Here is a 17341-nt window from a genome sequence, read left to right as displayed (position 1 = left end):
AGTATAGATATGTTGCAAAATGGTTATTAATTTTTACTAAGTATAATTTAATAGCTGTTTTTTGCTTGCTTGTGAAGCAATTTATTATAATTTGCTGAATTAATAGGCATATAGGCGATAGAAGCTAGCATTTAGTTGCAGATGCCTTTATTATTGCTGATGCCTAAGCACTGATATCGCGAGTTGGTGTGGCGGCACAAATGTGCTCTCGTGGTGAAATGGATATCACGTGGCCCTCCGGAGGCTGAGTTGTAGGTTCGATCCCTACCGAGAGCGCCATTTGCTATTATTTTTCTTCTCTTTTTCTTCCTGCTACACTTTAGTTTTATCAATGATTAACGCCAATGACTTATCAACCAATAAAATGCAGTGATTACGATCAATATGAATTGTTTTGTATGCACTTTTCAATGGTTAAAATAATTACCACGGATAATACACAGGTAGTAGGTAATGCTAAAAATTTACTAAACCTTAAAGGGGAAGGTGAATTTTTACTTATTGAACATCAAGAAAAAGGCGAACAAAGAGTTCGCCTAGATCATATTAAAGCCATTTCTTATTTTTAAAGTAAATACCAATACTGCTCGTAAGTACAACTAAAAAAAGCACAAATAAGCTAAAGGCATAAGGGCTATCAGTGCCTGGAATACCACCAACATTAACGCCGAGCAAACCAGTTAAAAACCCCAGAGGTAAAAATAAAGCCGCGACAACCGACATCACATACATACGTTGATTTAATTGCTCAGATATTTGGTTGGTAATCGTTTGTTGAATTATCTGCGCGCGCTCGATAGAGCTGTCTAACTCTTCAATAAAACGAATAAGCATGTTCGTTGTTTCGTTTAGTTTCGCTTTATCGTTTTCATTGAGCCAGCTATATTTATTTGCCATCAATGTACTCAGTGCTTCTTTTTGCGGTCTAATATAGCGTTTTAGGCCAATTGATTGGCGGCGTAATTGTGACAAACCTTGATTATCAAAACGCTTGGTAGGTTCATCAATTTCATCTTCAAATACATCTAACGTATCGTCTAAACCATCAATAACGCCTTGCATACGAGACGTAAGGTTTTGCGCTAATTGACACACTAATTCGGAAATACTGCTTGGCCCAGTATTTTCATGTAATGAAGCAAGAATATCCTGCACCGATAGCAATCTACGTTTGCGTGTTGTTATTACTACATTTTCATTAATAAACAAACGAATAGACACCATGTCCTCAGGGCTTTGTGCCGGATTTAAATTTACACCACGTAAAAACAGCATACAGCCATTTGTCGCTCTCGCTATACGAGGACGAGTTTCTTCTGCAGTCAATGATTCTAGCTCGTAATCAGTTAAAAAATCACAGCTTTTTAGCCATTCAACAGCGTCGCTTTGGCTATAATCCATATGCACCCATAATTTCCCATGAGATGGCTGCCAATTGTGAAGTTCGGCACTGCTTTCGATTGCACGTGAACCGCCTTGCTCATCAAGTATGAGTGCATGTAATAAACCGTCGAACATAGTAAATTCTCATTATTAGTGTATTGTTTATATGGTTGACTATTGAGCTGATTAGGTCAATCAAATCGATTGATTGATTAGATAAAATTATTTCATTGGTCTTTTTGTGTGTGTAGCGTATAAGACACTTTTTTATTAAAGGGCACATTTATGACGGCAAAGATAATTGTTGGTTGGCGTGAGTGGTTAAGTTTACCTGAACTTGGCATAAATAAAATTAAAGCTAAGATTGATACGGGCGCCCGTACTTCATGTATTCATGCTCTTAATATTGAAGAATATGAACGCGATGGGGAAAAGTGGGTAAAGTTTATTGCTCAGCCATTGCAGGACGACGAACACACTAAAATACAGTGTGACGTTAAAGTAAAAAAAATGAAGTATGTAACAAGCTCAAGTGGGCAGCGAGAGTTACGCTATTTTATTGAAACAATGCTTCATGCCGGAGATAAAAGTTGGCCAATTGAGGTGACTTTAACAAGTCGTGCAAGTATGAAGTTTAGAATGTTATTAGGGCGTACAGCCATGGAAAATCGTATAGTCGTAGACCCGGCTTTATCTCACTTATTATAAAAATGTGCCAAAGTTTTAACTACATAATAACTTAAAACAGAATATGCACTAGTAAAGGATTTGATTATGAAAATCGGTATTTTATCTCGCAACAAAAACTTGTACTCAACGCGTCGCTTAATTGAGGCCGCTCAAGCACGTGGGCACGAAGTTAAAGTGATTGACGCACTACGTTGTTATATGAACATTAACTCTGAACAACCAGAGATCCACTATCGTGGTGAAAACTTAAAAGATTTCGATGCGATCGTGCCACGTATTGGTGCGTCAGTAACATTTTATGGCTGCTCTGTATTACGTCAGTTTGAAATGATGAATGTATTTCCTGTTAATGAGTCAGTTGCTATTTCACGCTCTCGCGATAAATTGCGTTCATTACAGTTATTATCACGCAAAGGTGTAGGCATGCCAGTAACAGGGTTTGCAAGCAAGCCTGATGACGTGAAAGACTTATTGGAAATGGTAGGCGGTGCACCAGTTGTTATTAAGTTACTAGAAGGCACGCAAGGCATTGGTGTTGTATTAGCTGAAACACGTAAAGCGGCTGAGAGTGTTATTGAGGCATTCATGGGCTTAAAAGCTAATATCATGGTACAAGAATACATTAAAGAAGCTGGTGGTGCCGATATTCGCTGCTTCGTACTAGGTGATAAAGTGATTGCCGCAATGAAGCGCCAAGCACAAGAAGGTGAGTTCCGCTCTAATTTACACCGCGGTGGCAGTGCAACATTAGTGCGTATTACACCAGAAGAACGCAAAACAGCGGTGGCTGCAGCTAAAGCAATGGGCTTGAATGTAGCTGGGGTTGACTTACTTCGTTCATCACGTGGCCCATTAGTGATGGAAGTAAACTCATCACCAGGTCTTGAAGGAATTGAAGTAGCAACAGGAAAAGATATTGCAGGTATGGTGATCGACTTTATCGAAAAAGCCGCTGCAACTAAAGGAACGGCAACACGTGGCAAAGGTTAAAATCAATAGCTCTTTTACTTTATTAGGTGAAACTGTTGGTGTGGGTGAGCGTAAAACGCTCGCATTAGAGGCTGCAAAGCTTTATACACACTCGCCGCTAAATATTCCTATTGAAGTGGTAAATGGCGTTCATGCAGGGCCTGTACTGATGGTGTGTGCAGCCATTCATGGTGATGAGCTCAATGGTGTTGAAGTTGTTCGTCAGTTATTGGCTAAAATCGATCCTACGCAGCTACGTGGTACGCTTATAGCGGTACCGATCGTAAATGTATTTGGTTTTATCCATAAGTCGCGTTATTTACCAGATCGCCGTGATATGAATCGCAGTTTTCCTGGCTCTATCCGTGGCTCGCTTGCGGGTCGCATGGCGCACATGTTTTTCAGTCAAGTGGCAGTGCATTGCACTCATATTATTGACTTACATACAGGGGCTATTCATCGCACGAATCTACCGCAAATTCGCGCAGATTTAAGTGATGATGCTACCGCACAAATGGCAAAAGCATTTGGCACGCCAGCGGTGATAGATGCATCACTACGAAATGGTTCACTACGCAGTGAAGCGGCTAACTTAGGGATCCCTGTGATCACTTATGAAGCTGGTGAAGCACTTCGCTTTGATCCAATTGCGATAGCAGCAGGTGTACAAGGTGTTGATTATGTGATGCGCCACTTAAAAATGAGCCGCGGTAAACGTGCTAAAAAATTGCCAGAGCCAATTATTGCCAGCTCAACAAGTTGGGTACGTGCTGAAGTGGACGGTATTGTACGTGCGCAGGTATCACTTGGCGAGAAGGTTAATAAAGGGCAGATTTTAGCGTATATAAGTAGCCCATTAGGCGACTCTGAGTTAGAACTATTAGCACCACGCAGTGGTATTGTTATTGGTCAACAGACAATGCCGCTTGTTAATGAAGGTGATGCGGTGTTCCACTTAGCGTATTTTGCTCATGCAAACAGCTTGGTTGAGCAGCAACTTGAAACTTTTATCGATGAAATCAGCGATATTGAAGATGAGTTGAAAACAGCTGAATTAAATAATTAGTAAGCTAAACGTTATTTTAAAAGCCATTTGAGGATATCCTTAAATGGCTTTTTATCTTATAGCGTTTTTTTCGGGCCAATTACACGTTTTATAGCGACGGGCTTTGTAGGTTTAGGTTCTTTATTTAACACCATCACAGGACGCGTAACAAAGAGATTATTAGGGTAAATAACGCGGTGACCATCAATATGTTCAAGCACGACATTCATTAAACCCATTTCGACAATGCGGCCTTCGATAAAGTTAGCACCGTCAATAATGCGTACCCAATAGCCAACACGGCAATCATTTTGAATAAACATCAGTAAAAATGAGGTGAGGTTGCTTAAGAGTGACCAAGCAGCAAATAGTGCGACACCTAACATGGCAAATAATGATGAACCAAGTACAAGCAAACCGCGCAGCTCTATACCCCAAAACACCAGCACTAAACAAATCATTACTATGGCGAGTATAATTTTTAAAAGTAACTCAGCGCGGTATTTACGATGAATGTCGATTTTACCTTTAATTGTTTTCTCAAGCAGCTTTTTAGTCAGCTTTAAAAGTACAGGGAAAACTAAAAGCGCCACGACTGTAACAATAAGTTTATATTGCGTACTAAAAAGTTCGATGAGTTCGAGCAGTTCCACAATGAATCCAAAAAGGTGTTAATAGCTCCGTAGTTTAGCGTTTTTGGTGTACTTTAAAAGGTATTTTTTACAGTGACTAACCATTGAATTGAGTCAACGTCATTGCTCTTGTCCAGTGGTGCTGCAATATCTAAATGAATGACTGTTCCTGCATTAGCGCGACTAGGGGCCAGCCTTAATCCGATACCTGCATTTTTTAATACTTTACCGTGATTAGTATTGGCTTGGTCGTTAAACCAAGCGCGACCAATATCAACAAAGGCAGCTCCACCGACTTTAAATAGTTGCAGTAAATCATATTCCCAGTAATAGCGTTTTTCTAAATTTATTAAAAAGCTACGATCACCTTGTTGATAGTCAAGCGGGTAGCCACGCAAGCCGTTTTCTCCGCCTAAGCTTAGTTGTTTATCGTGAGTAAGGTTTTTGGCATAGTCTAAACGTATTTTTGCATACCATGACTGCTTAGTTGTGGTATTTAAATAATATTGTATTTGGCTACTGGCGAATAGGTTTTCAACTTTGCTTTGCTTTTCATTCCAGTTGCCATCAAGACTAGCTTGAAAACGCCATAGTGTGTTATCACCGCTAAAGTGGGCTTTTCTCGCATTAAATGAATAAATAGCACGGCTATCGTCATCACTAATTTGCTTATTTGAATACCCGAGCAAGCTTTGAATATTCCAGCCTAGATTTAAATCTTCGGTGCGGTAAATACTGTCAAAGTTTCGTACTTTAATGAAGTGGTCTTCAAACCAATGCCCGCTTACGTATGGGTAACTAAGTTGGCGTTCATCTGCCAATGGTGAAAATGTATTCACAGTTTTATTAAACGAGTGTTGTTCGTGCACATAGCCAACGCTTAAGCGCTGGGTCCAGCTATTTCCTAGTTGTTTTGAGTGACCAAAATGAATACGGTTATAATCAGTTTTTTGTTCAAATTCGCTGTACACTTCGCCACGTTGGTAGAGCGATTCTGTGCGTTGATCCGAGTAGCTGACAAGGCCATAACTGTATGGTGTATTAATTGAATAAAAAGGATATGTAAGCTCTAGTAAATGGCGTTTTCCATCACTGTTATCGGAATACTCAATGCGCCCTCGATAACGAGTTGATAGTATATTTGGATCGTCATAGACAAATAAATAACCACTGCGGTCAGCGTCTGTAGTGCGTGAAAATGAAAGGCGTTTCCCCCAACCAAGTAAATTTGATTCACGAAAACCAATGCTTGATTTATTCTCTCCGCCACTGCGGCTAAAGCTAATTTCAGGGAGCAGGGTCCATAGGTCTCGGGTAACTACGTTTACGTCAACTTCGCCATTACAGTTAATCTCAGCATCAATTTTTGCATCATATAGATAGCCTTGACGTCTTAGGAGGCGTTCAGATTCGGAGAGTTTTTTAGGTTCATATTCTTCACCAGAACGAAATAGCAAAAGATTGTTTATTACATCTGGTTCTGTAGTCATGTGAACACGATTGGCAAAACGGAACAGGAAATTATCTTCTTCTTCAAGCGCCGTGTTAAATACATTGAGCTGTTCTAGGTTGATATTCCCAATACGAGCATTTGCGGTTTTTTCAGGTAATAATTCATCGCCATCAAGCTGACGACGAAGGTTATTTTCGCTGGGTGAAATGGTGCGCTGATTACTACAACTGCTTTTCCCTAGATCAATTGATTGTGCTTGCCCACTTTGACTATAGAGCATAGTGCTGGCACAGGAGAGAAAAATAAATGTAGTGAAACTGTTTGCGACCATTCAAACACCTTAGGTATGCGTAGTTAGTATTATCTTACTATACCCAAACCACCTCAAGATGCTAGTTTCAGTTGGATTTAAAAGCGATTTAGGCAACAAGGTATTGATTACAAGTAATAGTCGTTCTATTGTTAAAATCAATCCATTTTTACAAAGTCGCGCCTTGATATTAAGCCCTTTGAAACGCTGAATTTTGCGTCTTGAGGTGGCTTGGGTATACAGGTTAACTCATAGTATAAGTCTAGTTCATTGTTGCATTTGTGTTAGGAAATAATGCGTTAATGCGGCTAATAAGTGATTGGCTTCTTGGCCTTCGCCATTGATCCAGACACTGTTACTATAATGCTCGAAGTTTAAGTTAAAACCTTGCTGTTCATAATTAAAGCGCATTTGATGGCGGTCGGCTCCAGCTTCAAACTCACCTATTTTAATCTCAGAGCTGTGTAAAAATAAATGTGCCCATAGCTCAAAGTCGTCGTCATTGGGCATTTCACTTGGAGTGATTATAATCACATTGTGGCGGTTATCAAATTGGTATTGAGTCATGACATTACTCTGTACTTAGGATTGTGCTAAATAGTTACGAATTGCGTGCAAAAATGGGCCGCCGTATTTATTGAGCTTAGTAAAGCCTACACCCGACACTTTAAGAAATTCACTGTCGTTAGTGGGCATTAATTGTGCCATTTCAGCAAGTGTTTTATCATTAAAGACAACATAGGGTGGCACATCATCTGCATCGGCAAGTTCTTTACGTAAGGCTCTGAGTTTCGCAAATAACTTTTTATCGTAATTAAACTGTGCCAATTTATCTTGGTATACGTGCTTTGCTTGCAGGCGAGGTTCAGCCATCTGTAAGGCGAATTCACCTTTTAAAATTGCTCGCGCACCTTCAGTTAATCGAAGAGATGAGCCTTGGGTTATATCTTGACTCAATAAGCCTTGATGAATAAGTTGGCGTAAAATACTGAGCCAAAACTCACTGCTATGATCTTTACCAATACCATAAGTGCTGAGCTGATGATGGTTGTTATCTCGAATTCTACTGGTGTTCGCGCCACGCAATAACTCAACAATGTAACCTAAACCAAAACGTTGCTCGGCTCGATATACGCAGGATAGTGCTTGCTGTGCGACTAAAGTGCCATCAAAACTTTTTGGCGGGTTAAGGCATATGTCGCAGTTGCCACATGGCTCTCGCTGATATTCACTAAAATAGTTAAGCAGTATTTGTCGGCGACAAGTTTGTGCCTCTGCAAAACTAGCCATGGCATTGAAACGTTGTTCTTCAACGCGACGGCGTTGCTCATCTTCTATATCTTCAAAGAACCGTCTTACGCGGCCGATATCAGCAGGGTCAAAGTACATAATTGCTTCAGCGGCTAAGCCATCACGTCCCGCTCGGCCGGTTTCTTGGTAGTAAGATTCAATACTTTTAGGGATGTCATAGTGCAATACAAAGCGCACATTCGGTTTATTTATACCCATTCCAAAAGCAACCGTTGCGACAACGATTTGAATATCGTCACGGGCAAAACCGGTTTGTACAAATTGACGCTGTTCGTTGCTCATCCCTGCATGATAGGCCGCTGCATTCATTCCTGCATCGGCAATCTTTTCGGCTATTTCATCGACGCGTTTACGACTGGTGCAATAAATTATACCACTTTGATTTTGTTGTTCTTTTAAGTAGCGTAACAATTGTGCTAAAGGCTTGAATTTTTCTTCAATGGTATAGCGAATGTTTGGTCTATCAAAACTGCCCGTGTGTATATAGGGGGCGTTTAAGCCAAGTTGCTGCACAATATCAAAGCGAGTAGCGGTGTCTGCTGTGGCAGTTAGAGCCATCATGGGGACATGAGGAAAATGATGCTTAAGTTCGCTTAAACGGCAGTAATGTGGACGAAAATCATGACCCCAATGAGAAACGCAGTGAGCTTCATCAATCGCAAATAAACTGATATTTAAATGACGCAGCCTCTCTAAAAATTCGTGTTGTAAAATTTTTTCAGGTGCAACATAAAGTAATTTAATTAAACCACTGTGTAACTGTTGGTAAATTTGCTGCTGCTCATCCCGATTAAGGCTGTTATTGATGTAAGCTGCTTTCACACCTAATGCCTGTAATTGTGTTACTTGATCTTGCATTAGAGAGATTAACGGAGAAATAACCACCGTTAACCCTTCAAAAGCTAAAGCTGGGACTTGGTAACATACTGACTTACCGCCACCAGTGGGCAGTAACACCAATGAGTCTTGCCCGCTTAATGCTGCATTGATAACCGTTTCTTGGCCATCACGAAATTCACTATAGCCAAACACTTGCTTAAGTATGGCTGCGGGAGTGCGCACTATGGTGCTTGATGTGGGGGTTTGTGTATTCATTGCGCTTATTTTAGAGCTTTTAAGTGACCTTGCATAGCTACCTATACGCTTTTTATATCGCACTTTATACAATGCTATGCTTTACTCATCCTACCAGATTCAAATAATAGATAATAATAATGAATAAAACTATGTTAATTGAGCAAGTCGCTAAGGTATTCGTAGAGCAAATGCCGTTTAATCAATTCTTACAAATTAAGGTCGTATCGCTTGATGCTGAGCAAGCGCAAATTAGTTTTCCTTGGCAAGATGTATTTATTGGTAACCCAGCACAAAAAATTCTTCATGGTGGTGTGATTTCAGCAGTACTTGATAATGTAGGTGGTATGCTTGCTGCCGCTGCGATGATTGATAAGCTTACTGAGTTCGATGTAGTGAGCATTCAGCAAAAATTAGCTACTTTAGGTACTATTGATTTACGTACCGATTATTTACGTCCAGGTAAGGGAGTAGAGTTTACTGCGAGTGCAAAGCTGATTCGTTCAGGCAATAAAGTGTGTGTTTGTCGGATGGAATTGCATAATGAAAAAAGAACTCAAATAGCGTTTGGTACAGCAACGTATTTAGTTGGATAAAATGTGTTCAGGGGGTAAACTAGCGGCCTTTTTCAGCATCTAGATTCTATTTATGCCTACTAATCAAGAACAACGCAAGGGTGTTATTTTAGCCTGCATGGCTTTTTTTATGTGGGGTCTTGCACCCATTTACTTTAAGTTATTACAGCACATATCGGCTTTTGAAATATTAATGCACCGAGTTGTGTGGTCGGTGTTATTTATTGTGATTATTGTCGCTGTTTTAAAGCAGTGGCATAAAATCCAGCATGTCATTAAGCAACCAAAGTTAATTTTAATGCTTACCCTAACAGCTACACTGCTGGGGTTTAACTGGGGATTATTTATATGGGCAGTTAATAATAACCATATGCTTGATGCCAGTCTTGGGTATTATATTAATCCACTTTTAAACGTGTTGCTAGGTATGTTGTTTTTAGGCGAAAAGCTACGAAAATGGCAGGGTTTTGCTGTCGCTCTGGCGCTTGGCGGGGTCGTTATTCAATTAATTAGCTTTGGTTCATTTCCGGTAGTGGCATTTTCACTCGCTAGTTCATTTGCTATTTATGGATTATTACGTAAAAAGTTACCTATCGAATCGTTACCAGGTCTATTATTGGAAGCGCTTATACTATTACCATTTGCAGCTATTTATTGGTGGTTTATGCTTCCTACAGCAAGTTCAGATCTCATTGTTAATGATTGGCATACAAATCTACTGTTGATAAGTGCGGGTGTTATAACAACATTACCTTTACTGTGTTTCACGGGAGCTGCAAAAAGATTGCAATATACAACATTAGGTTTTTTTCAGTATATTGGTCCAAGTCTGATGTTTGTACTCGCGGTGGTATTTTACGGTGAAGTGTTTAGCGCGGAGCGCGTTGTTACTTTTGCATGCATTTGGAGTGCGCTGGCAATATTTAGCTGGGACTCGTACCGACAAGCACAAAAGCGCAAGAAAGCAGCGCTCCTTGCGCGAGCAGAATCAGTTTAAGAAATAACTATATTACGACCAGACTCTTTTGCTTCGTAAAGTTTTATATCGGCCTGTTTTAATAATTCATCAATTTGATAAACAGGCCCGTGTACATACCCAATGGAGATTGTGAATTTAATTTTTAAATTACTAAATTCTGAGCTGCTTAGTTCAATAAAGTGCCTAAACCCTTCAAGGCGTTTCAGTGCTTCTTCTTTGCTTGTTTCGCCAAAATAAACAGCAAACTCTTCACCACCTAAACGAGCAACGAGCTGCTTTTCAAAATATTTAGCAAAGCAAATAGACAGTCCTTTAAGTACTTCATCGCCCACATCATGTCCATGCGTGTCATTGATTGATTTAAAGTGGTCAATATCAAGCATAGCTAAAGAGGAGGCTTGACTGCTTTTTTCTATTTTTTTCAGTGACTTTGTTGTTTCTTCAAAAAAGTAGCGTCGGTTAGGTAGCTTAGTTAAAAAATCAGTATTTGCTTGCAGTCGGATTGTGGCTATTTGCTCTAGCATGTCGACGTTTTGGCTTAAACGACAATAAAATTCTTCATTGTTGAATGGTTTTCGCAAGTAGTCATTAGCACCATTTTTAAGAAAACGTGTTGAAAGATGAGAAGCATCAGAGCCAGAAATACCAATAATTGCTTTTTCATCATTACTGTAAAGTCGGCGAATTTCGCCGCACAGTTCATCACCATTCATATTGGGCATTTCATTATCAGTGATAATGACAGCTATATCGGGTGTTTTTTCTAGCATTGCTAAGGCTTCAATACCATCACTTGCTTGGAGTATTTGGTATTTATGGCGGCTAAGTAAGCTGCAAATATGACGACGTGTAGCAGCTGAGTCATCTACAACGAGTACTTTAACATTTTCGTTACGAGGTAGGCGCTGCAATTGTTTTTCTAAGTATTGATAGGCTTGTTTATTTTCTTTAGTGATGTAATCAATAATTGGATACTTTTCAACAGTGTCACGCGTTGTTGAATCTAAACTTCCGGTCATGACGATAGTTGGAATTTCAGCTTCTATAGTGCAGGGCACCGCTTCTCCCCTAGGGGCGTCGGGTAATATGAAATCTACTACAGCGCAAAAATATGAGTTTTTACTGATCAGCTCTTTAGCTTCAGCTAACGAACCTGCAATATCCGCATCATAACCGATTTTCATCGCTATATGCTTTTGTACTCGCGCTATTGTAGGTGTATCTTCAATGATAAGTATTTTTCGTGTCACGTAACACCTTGTTTTCGGCTTTGCCGAATATAATTGCTTATACAAGTTGTAACCGCTAAAACAAGAAAAAGCAAATAACAATGTCTTTAGGCCACTTATAAATCAACGCGAAAGTGGCCTAAAAAGGAATTTTAGATGCTATCAGATTCTGAATAATAGTCGCTACTTGGCAGCGTAGGTGCTGACATTTTTGAACGACCAAATAAAGTGTGAAATTTTGTTTTTGAAGTCGTTAATTTTAAGTATTTGATCCAAGCTCGCTCGATTGGATTCGTCGGCTCTTGGCTACCTGCAGTAACAGATATAAATTGTTCTTGAATTTCATTTTGTGGTTCAAGGGTTTTGTTGTATAACCCCTGTAGAACAACACCGTGTTGCTCAAGGATACTGGCTTCAAGTAACGTAAAGTTGCCGCTACGCGAAAATCCGCGTGGAAAATTGTAATCATCATAGAACTGACGTTGGCTTACAAATGCTTGACGAAGTAGTGAAATATTAATGTTCATTGCTGTTTCCTCATACCCGGATCTTAAGCTGGAGTATGGATCAAGTTACGTAATTTATTAAACAAAAAATTTTTATCGTGAGGATAAAATATTGGATATCGATTTATTAAAAACGTTTGTTGAGGTGGTGCGAACTCGCCACTTTGGTAAGGCGGCTGAAAACCTTTATATCACGCAATCGGCGGTAAGTTTTAGAATTCGTCAATTAGAGCAAGGTTTAGGCGTTAACCTGTTTATTCGACAACGTAACAATATTCAGCTTACAGCACCTGGCGAGCGTCTATTACCGCACGCACAAATGATTATTACAGGTATGCAACGTGCAAAAGTTGATGTGGCACTTGCTGACAACATGCATAAGCAAGTGTGTTTAGCGGGTACACCTAATATATGGGATGCTTTTTTACAATTTGGTATTTCAAATATTGTATCTGCTATGCCCGGTGTGTCACTCGTTGCTGAAGTTAAAGCACAGCAAGAAAGTACGCGTTTATTGTTAGAACGTACACTGGATTTGGCTATATTATTTGATCCGCCTAAAGTGGATGAATTAGTTGTAGAGCGTATTTGCGCATTACCCATCATTCCTGTGAGTGCTTTTGAATCTGCAGCCAATGATAATTTTTTTGATAACCAATATGTTTATGTTGACTGGGGCACTACTTTTTCGCTGTGGCACGCACGTCAATTTACCGGACGTACGCCTCCGTACTTTCGTACAAGTACAGGGCGTATTGCATTAGATTTAATATTGCAATGTGGTGGTAGTGCATTTATTCCTGAAGTGTTAGCAAAAAGCCATATTGAGAATGGAGAGTTATTTGAAGTGTCGGATGTAGAGCACACATCTCGCGATATTTTTGTTGCTTATCATAGGGATAATGAGCAAAAACCATTGCTTGAAACCCTTGTTAACTTACTGGTTGAGCTAACCCCAAACATTAGCAGTGATTTTAGCGAGAAAAAATAGCGATATACTCAAGATCGCATAGACTAATAAACGGTGTACAAAATTTTAGTGTTAAATGAATTGCAGTTTTTATTCTTTTTTATGAATTAAATAAGTCATAAATATTTCTGTTGTAATATTACTGTAATTTATCGCTGGCAAACTGCAGCTGTTTTAAAAATTAGCCTGTTGCGTTTATTGAGGAAATAATATGAATTTTGCAAAGTCGAGCCTGTTATTAGCTGTATTGAGTGGTGTATCTTTTTCTGCATTAGCTGATGTTGATGTTTATGGTAAAGCAAATGTCTCTGTACAATCATCTGATGATGGTGAAGGGTCATTCACTGAAATTAAGAGTAATGCATCACGCATTGGTTTCAAGGGTTCTGAAACACTCAGTGAAGGCCTTGAAGCGGTCTATAAATTCGAATTCCAAGTAAATGTTTCAGATGATTCAAAAGATACGTTAACTTCACGCAACCAATATGTTGGTTTGAAAGGTGGTTTTGGTCAAGTTGTGCTTGGTCGTAATGATACTGCGCTAAAGCAATCGCAAGGTAAGCTTGATTTATTTAATGACCTTGAAGGCGATATTAAAAATTTATTCAAAGGTGAAAATCGCTTAAGCGATACAGTAACGTATTCATCAAATGACCTAAGCGGTTTTAAAGTACTTGCCACTTACGTCGCTGAAAAAGACAGTGAAGGCGAAAATGGTTACTCATTGGCGCTTACTTATGGCGATTCAGGTTTAAAGAAAAGCAAGGTGTACGCATCTATTGCAGCTGACAGTGAAGTGAATGGCTATGATGTAGTGCGTGCTACCGTACAGGGTAAAGTGGCTGATATTAAATTAGGCGCAATGTATCAAACCCAAGAAAAAGTAGATGGCAGCGGTGATGCTGATGGTTATTTGGTTAATGCAGCTTATACGTTAGATAGCAATACGTTTAAAGTGCAGTATCAGGTAATGGATTTTGATGACGCGGATAAGAAGACGGCGATATCAGCTGGTGTTGATCATAAATTAAGTAAAAATACTAAACTATTTGCCTTCTATTCTAACTTTGATATGGATAGTAATGTTGATCAAGATTACTTAGGTTTAGGTATTGAATACAAGTTTTAATTAGTCGATATAGCTTCCCCTCTTTTATGGCCTTATTCATACTTGAATAAGGCTTTTATATCTAAGCAACCCCAATATACCCAAGCCATCTTAAGATGCACACTTCAGCGTTTCATTGGTGTTTAATATCAAGGCGTTACTTTGCACTTGCTTAAATCGCTTTTAATTTCAACGACGCTCGCATTTTGAGATCGCTTGGGTACATATTCTCTTTGGTTTTAGGCTAAGGCGTAATCAGATTTTCCTGCTAGCCATCGGTTGATTAATTTATCAACTTGCTCAGGATATTGATTAAGCATTTGCAGTGCTATAGGTCTTACTTGATTGAGCGTGTGTTTATCGCGAGTTAAGTCCGCTATTTTAAATTCGGCTAACCCTGTTTGTTTGGTGCCAAGCACTTCACCTGGGCCACGGATCTCTAAGTCTTTCTCAGCAATAATAAACCCGTCATTACTGTCTCTTAATACGGCTAAGCGTTTTTTCGCGGTAAATGACAGTGGTGCATGGTATAAAAGAACGCAGTGAGATGCGGTTGCTCCACGACCAACTCGGCCCCGTAATTGGTGTAGTTGGGCAAGGCCAAGTCGTTCTGGGTTTTCAATAATGATCAAACTGGCGTTTGGCACATCTACACCTACTTCAATCACCGTGGTTGCAACCAATATATGTATGTTACCCGCTTTAAATTCGCTCATAATGGCTTGTTTTTCAGCTGCTTTCATTCGGCCATGAACTAACCCTACGGTTAAGTCGGGCAAAGCACGAGTTAATTGCTCTGCACTATCTTCAGCTGCTTGACACTGCAGTACTTCAGATTCATCGATTAAGGTGCATACCCAATAAACTTGGCGTCCCTGTTCTGTGCAGGCTGTTTTTACTCGTGCAATAATTTCATCCCGACGAGTATCGGGCAGTGCAACGGTTGTGATTGGGGTTCGCCCAGGGGGAAGTTCGTCAATCACCGATGTCTCTAAGTCAGCATAAGCAGTCATAGCTAGCGTGCGAGGGATTGGCGTGGCAGTCATCACCAGTTGATGAGGAAAGCAGTCGCCAAAGCGGCCTTTTTCTCGCAGCGATAATCGCTGGTGAACACCAAAGCGGTGTTGTTCATCAATGATGATTAATACTAGATTATTAAAAACGACTTGTTCTTGAAATAACGCATGGGTGCCTACTATCATTTGCGCGTCACCTGAGGCTATTTTTTCAAGTGTCGCTGTACGCTCTTTGCCTTTTGTTTTACCGCCAAGCCATGCTGTAGTGATCCCAAGCGGCTCAAACCAATTTTTGAAGGTTATGCCATGCTGCTCAGAAAGTATCTCTGTAGGAGCCATAAGTGCGACTTGGTAGCCCTGTGCTATTGCAGTTAAAGCACTTAGTGCAGCGACCAAAGTTTTACCCGACCCTACATCCCCTTGGACTAAACGCATCATAGGGTAGGGGTGTTGCAAATCACTTTTTATTTCAGCAACGACTCTGCTTTGCGCATTGGTGGGGGCAAACGGAAGTTGTGCTAAAAAGTCTGGTTCTAAGTGGTTAATTGGCGCAAGGGCTACGGCTTTTACTTGTTGCCCTTGTTGACGTAACTTTAATAGGCTTAAGTTTTGCGCAAGTAATTCTTCAAATACCAAACGTTGTTGAGCTGGATGAAGCCCTAGCTCTAGCGCCGCTAAATCAACATCATTACTTGGACGATGTAACAATAATAAAGCGTGACTTAAACCCATGCCTGCATGTTGAAATTGCGCAGGCAATAACTCTTCTATTTGATATTTTTCAAGCAAGGAAATGACCTGATCGCTCAATGCACGTATAGAGAGTTGTTTTAACCCCTCTGTTGTCGGATAGACGGGAGTGAGTGTGGTCGCAGTAGGTTGCTCTAATAGTGTTTCACTTAAACTGTATTCAGGGTGTGTCATTTCGAACCCAACACGACCACGGCGTACCTCACCAAAGCAGCGGATCACTTTCCCATTGCTGAAGGCATTCTTTTGTGCTGCAGTGAAATTAAAAAACCGCAGTGTTAAACGGCCAGTGCCATCATTAACTTGGCAAACAAGCATCTTACGTTTACCAAAAGTAATTTGGCTCGTTTCAATGGTAGCTTCAATGCTTACATGGCTATGGACTGCTAAATCGCTGATTGCATAAATGCGAGTACGATCTTCGTACCTCAGGGGTAAATGAAAGAGCATATCTTGCGCTGTGCTAATGCCTAATTTCTTTAGCCGCTCGGCCATTTTAGGGCCAACGCCTTTTAGATCGGTAATGGGGTAGCGGCTTAACGTTAGCTTGGACACTGTACGCTCAAATCTTTCATTTTTAGATAGTTTTTAGTTTACGTGCGATTGCTGAGGGCATCAAGCATGTTTTAATCGTAGCCAAAACGCGTCATCGGCAATAATTTCACCATTTTCGTCAAGACCAGGATAAGGAAGTGACTTCTCTTTGCATTTTTGGGCGATGATAGGATGGCAGCCTTCAAACAACATTTTATGCTTTATGGTTTCATCAAGCCTACCTGACTCATATAAACCCGCTTTAAGGCGTTGATTTTGAGCTTCAAATAAAATTAATGCAGCCGCAACAGATACATTTAATGATTGCGCCATACCTTGCATCGGGATGATGATATTTTTATCTGCATGGGCAAGGGCTCGTGGGGAGATCCCCGTTTTTTCTTGGCCTACGATAATCGCTGTGGGAAGCGTGTAATCAATCTCGCGATAATCAACTGCATCAGGGCATAAGTTGGTCGCTAATATTTGCACCTGAGGGTTGTGCTGACGCATGAGAGTGACGGCATCGTCGATATCTTTATGCAAGTGTGTGGCGATCCAATTTTTACTGCCACCGGACGTGTTATTAGTCAGCCATTTTTGGTTTTCTGGCCATACTGCGTGAACATTATGACACCCTACAGCATCAGCGCTGCGTACAATAGCAGACAAGTTATGGTGTTTGTGCACATCTTCTAAGCACACTGTTAAATCAGTTTGACGACGATCTAGTACACTTTTAATGCGGTGATAGCGAGTGTTTTCCATTTTTAGCCTTGTCTGAACTCATAAATTAACGCCATTATA

Annotated in this window: 17 protein-coding genes and 1 tRNA gene; 9 read left to right on the top strand and 9 right to left on the bottom strand. The window is 40.2% G+C overall.

The window, feature by feature from the left end; genetic code table 11:
- Positions 1-204: 204 nt before the first annotated feature.
- Together ACJJVX_RS20035 and ACJJVX_RS20030 are read left to right on the top strand one after the other, a co-directional pair.
- Positions 205-279 (top strand) — tRNA-Arg (locus ACJJVX_RS20035).
- A 65-nt stretch (positions 280-344) separates the two neighbouring features.
- Positions 345-569 (top strand): Rho-binding antiterminator, encoded by a 225-nt coding sequence (locus ACJJVX_RS20030; RefSeq protein WP_405633209.1) that lies wholly within the window; start codon positions 345-347, stop codon positions 567-569.
- Here ACJJVX_RS20030 and ACJJVX_RS20025 read toward each other — a convergent pair.
- Positions 547-1518, bottom strand: a complete 972-nt coding sequence (locus ACJJVX_RS20025) for a zinc transporter ZntB (protein WP_054206677.1) — start codon at positions 1516-1518, stop codon at positions 547-549. The two genes, ACJJVX_RS20030 and ACJJVX_RS20025, sit on opposite strands and share 23 nt — an antisense overlap.
- 150 nt (positions 1519-1668) lie before the next feature.
- Between ACJJVX_RS20025 and ACJJVX_RS20020 the strand changes: the two genes are divergently transcribed.
- The 3 genes from ACJJVX_RS20020 (at position 1669) to ACJJVX_RS20010 (ending at position 4108) form a co-directional block, all read left to right on the top strand.
- Positions 1669-2091 (top strand): ATP-dependent zinc protease, encoded by a 423-nt coding sequence (locus ACJJVX_RS20020; protein WP_054206678.1) that lies wholly within the window; start codon positions 1669-1671, stop codon positions 2089-2091.
- Positions 2092-2157: 66 nt separating this feature from the next.
- On the top strand, positions 2158-3063 hold the full coding sequence (gene rimK / locus ACJJVX_RS20015) for a 30S ribosomal protein S6--L-glutamate ligase (RefSeq protein ID WP_054455946.1): 906 nt from the start codon (positions 2158-2160) through the stop codon (positions 3061-3063).
- A complete protein-coding gene (locus ACJJVX_RS20010) occupies positions 3050-4108 on the top strand; it encodes a succinylglutamate desuccinylase/aspartoacylase family protein (protein ID WP_054206680.1) in 1059 nt (352 codons plus the stop codon). Before rimK ends, ACJJVX_RS20010 begins: the two co-directional genes overlap by 14 nt.
- Before the next feature lie 56 nt (positions 4109-4164).
- Here the strand turns inward: ACJJVX_RS20010 and ACJJVX_RS20005 are convergent, their stop codons facing one another.
- The 4 genes from ACJJVX_RS20005 to recQ form a co-directional block, all read right to left on the bottom strand.
- Positions 4165-4740: a mechanosensitive ion channel domain-containing protein gene (locus tag ACJJVX_RS20005; protein ID WP_054206681.1), complete on the bottom strand. Its 576-nt coding sequence runs from the start codon at positions 4738-4740 to the stop codon at positions 4165-4167.
- Positions 4741-4793: 53 nt separating this feature from the next.
- Positions 4794-6503, bottom strand: coding sequence for a POTRA domain-containing protein (locus ACJJVX_RS20000; RefSeq protein WP_054206682.1), 1710 nt, complete (start codon positions 6501-6503; stop codon positions 4794-4796).
- Between the two features lie 246 nt (positions 6504-6749).
- The gene (locus tag ACJJVX_RS19995; protein WP_054206683.1) at positions 6750-7049 is read right to left on the bottom strand and encodes a DUF3630 family protein; all 300 of its coding nucleotides are present in this window, start codon (positions 7047-7049) and stop codon (positions 6750-6752) included.
- Positions 7050-7064: 15 nt separating this feature from the next.
- Positions 7065-8888 carry a DNA helicase RecQ gene (gene recQ, locus ACJJVX_RS19990; RefSeq protein WP_054206706.1) on the bottom strand — a complete coding sequence of 608 codons (1824 nt, stop codon included), beginning with the start codon at positions 8886-8888 and terminating at the stop codon, positions 7065-7067.
- A gap of 119 nt (positions 8889-9007) precedes the next feature.
- Here recQ and ACJJVX_RS19985 point away from each other — a divergent pair, with 119 nt between their 5' ends.
- Together ACJJVX_RS19985 and rarD are read left to right on the top strand one after the other, a co-directional pair.
- Positions 9008-9463, top strand: a complete 456-nt coding sequence (locus ACJJVX_RS19985) for a thioesterase family protein (RefSeq protein WP_197279091.1) — start codon at positions 9008-9010, stop codon at positions 9461-9463.
- 52 nt (positions 9464-9515) lie between these two features.
- Positions 9516-10439 (top strand): EamA family transporter RarD, encoded by a 924-nt coding sequence (gene rarD / locus ACJJVX_RS19980; RefSeq protein ID WP_169328331.1) that lies wholly within the window; start codon positions 9516-9518, stop codon positions 10437-10439.
- Here the strand turns inward: rarD and ACJJVX_RS19975 are convergent.
- Both ACJJVX_RS19975 and ACJJVX_RS19970 read right to left on the bottom strand, forming a co-directional pair.
- Positions 10436-11671: a response regulator gene (locus tag ACJJVX_RS19975; RefSeq protein ID WP_064436036.1), complete on the bottom strand. Its 1236-nt coding sequence runs from the start codon at positions 11669-11671 to the stop codon at positions 10436-10438. The two genes, rarD and ACJJVX_RS19975, sit on opposite strands and share 4 nt — an antisense overlap.
- Positions 11672-11802: 131 nt before the next feature.
- A complete protein-coding gene (locus tag ACJJVX_RS19970; protein WP_054206686.1) occupies positions 11803-12177 on the bottom strand; it encodes a DUF413 domain-containing protein in 375 nt (124 codons plus the stop codon).
- 91 nt (positions 12178-12268) lie between these two features.
- Between ACJJVX_RS19970 and ACJJVX_RS19965 the strand changes: the two genes are divergently transcribed.
- Positions 12269-13147 (top strand): LysR family transcriptional regulator, encoded by an 879-nt coding sequence (locus ACJJVX_RS19965; protein ID WP_054455954.1) that lies wholly within the window; start codon positions 12269-12271, stop codon positions 13145-13147.
- Between the two features lie 190 nt (positions 13148-13337).
- Positions 13338-14255 (top strand): porin, encoded by a 918-nt coding sequence (locus ACJJVX_RS19960; RefSeq protein ID WP_054206688.1) that lies wholly within the window; start codon positions 13338-13340, stop codon positions 14253-14255.
- 218 nt (positions 14256-14473) lie between these two features.
- Here ACJJVX_RS19960 and recG read toward each other — a convergent pair whose 3' ends face one another.
- Together recG and trmH are read right to left on the bottom strand one after the other, a co-directional pair.
- A complete protein-coding gene (recG, locus tag ACJJVX_RS19955) occupies positions 14474-16555 on the bottom strand; it encodes an ATP-dependent DNA helicase RecG (RefSeq protein WP_054455955.1) in 2082 nt (693 codons plus the stop codon).
- Between the two features lie 60 nt (positions 16556-16615).
- Positions 16616-17302, bottom strand: a complete 687-nt coding sequence (gene trmH / locus ACJJVX_RS19950) for a tRNA (guanosine(18)-2'-O)-methyltransferase TrmH (protein ID WP_054206690.1) — start codon at positions 17300-17302, stop codon at positions 16616-16618.
- Positions 17303-17341: the final 39 nt, after the last annotated feature.

The sequence above is a fragment of the Pseudoalteromonas sp. Ld20 genome (assembly GCF_045064175.1).
GTDB lineage: Bacteria > Pseudomonadota > Gammaproteobacteria > Enterobacterales > Alteromonadaceae > Pseudoalteromonas > Pseudoalteromonas neustonica.
This window is presented reverse-complemented; position numbering and strand designations above follow the sequence as displayed.

Bases quoted from the DNA above. Each gene is read 5' to 3' on its own strand.
- trmH (WP_054206690.1), bottom strand. From the start codon at position 17,302: ATGGAAAACACTCGCTATCACCGCATTAAAAGTGTACTAGATCGTCGT.
- ACJJVX_RS20025 (WP_054206677.1), bottom strand. From the start codon at position 1,518: ATGTTCGACGGTTTATTACATGCACTCATACTTGATGAGCAAGGCGGT.
- ACJJVX_RS19995 (WP_054206683.1), bottom strand. From the start codon at position 7,049: ATGACTCAATACCAATTTGATAACCGCCACAATGTGATTATAATCACT.
- ACJJVX_RS19960 (WP_054206688.1), top strand. From the start codon at position 13,338: ATGAATTTTGCAAAGTCGAGCCTGTTATTAGCTGTATTGAGTGGTGTA.
- ACJJVX_RS20000 (WP_054206682.1), bottom strand. From the start codon at position 6,503: ATGGTCGCAAACAGTTTCACTACATTTATTTTTCTCTCCTGTGCCAGC.
- ACJJVX_RS19985 (WP_197279091.1), top strand. From the start codon at position 9,008: ATGAATAAAACTATGTTAATTGAGCAAGTCGCTAAGGTATTCGTAGAG.
- ACJJVX_RS19970 (WP_054206686.1), bottom strand. From the start codon at position 12,177: ATGAACATTAATATTTCACTACTTCGTCAAGCATTTGTAAGCCAACGT.
- rarD (WP_169328331.1), top strand. From the start codon at position 9,516: ATGCCTACTAATCAAGAACAACGCAAGGGTGTTATTTTAGCCTGCATG.
- rimK (WP_054455946.1), top strand. From the start codon at position 2,158: ATGAAAATCGGTATTTTATCTCGCAACAAAAACTTGTACTCAACGCGT.
- recQ (WP_054206706.1), bottom strand. From the start codon at position 8,888: ATGAATACACAAACCCCCACATCAAGCACCATAGTGCGCACTCCCGCA.
- ACJJVX_RS20020 (WP_054206678.1), top strand. From the start codon at position 1,669: ATGACGGCAAAGATAATTGTTGGTTGGCGTGAGTGGTTAAGTTTACCT.
- ACJJVX_RS20030 (WP_405633209.1), top strand. From the start codon at position 345: ATGACTTATCAACCAATAAAATGCAGTGATTACGATCAATATGAATTG.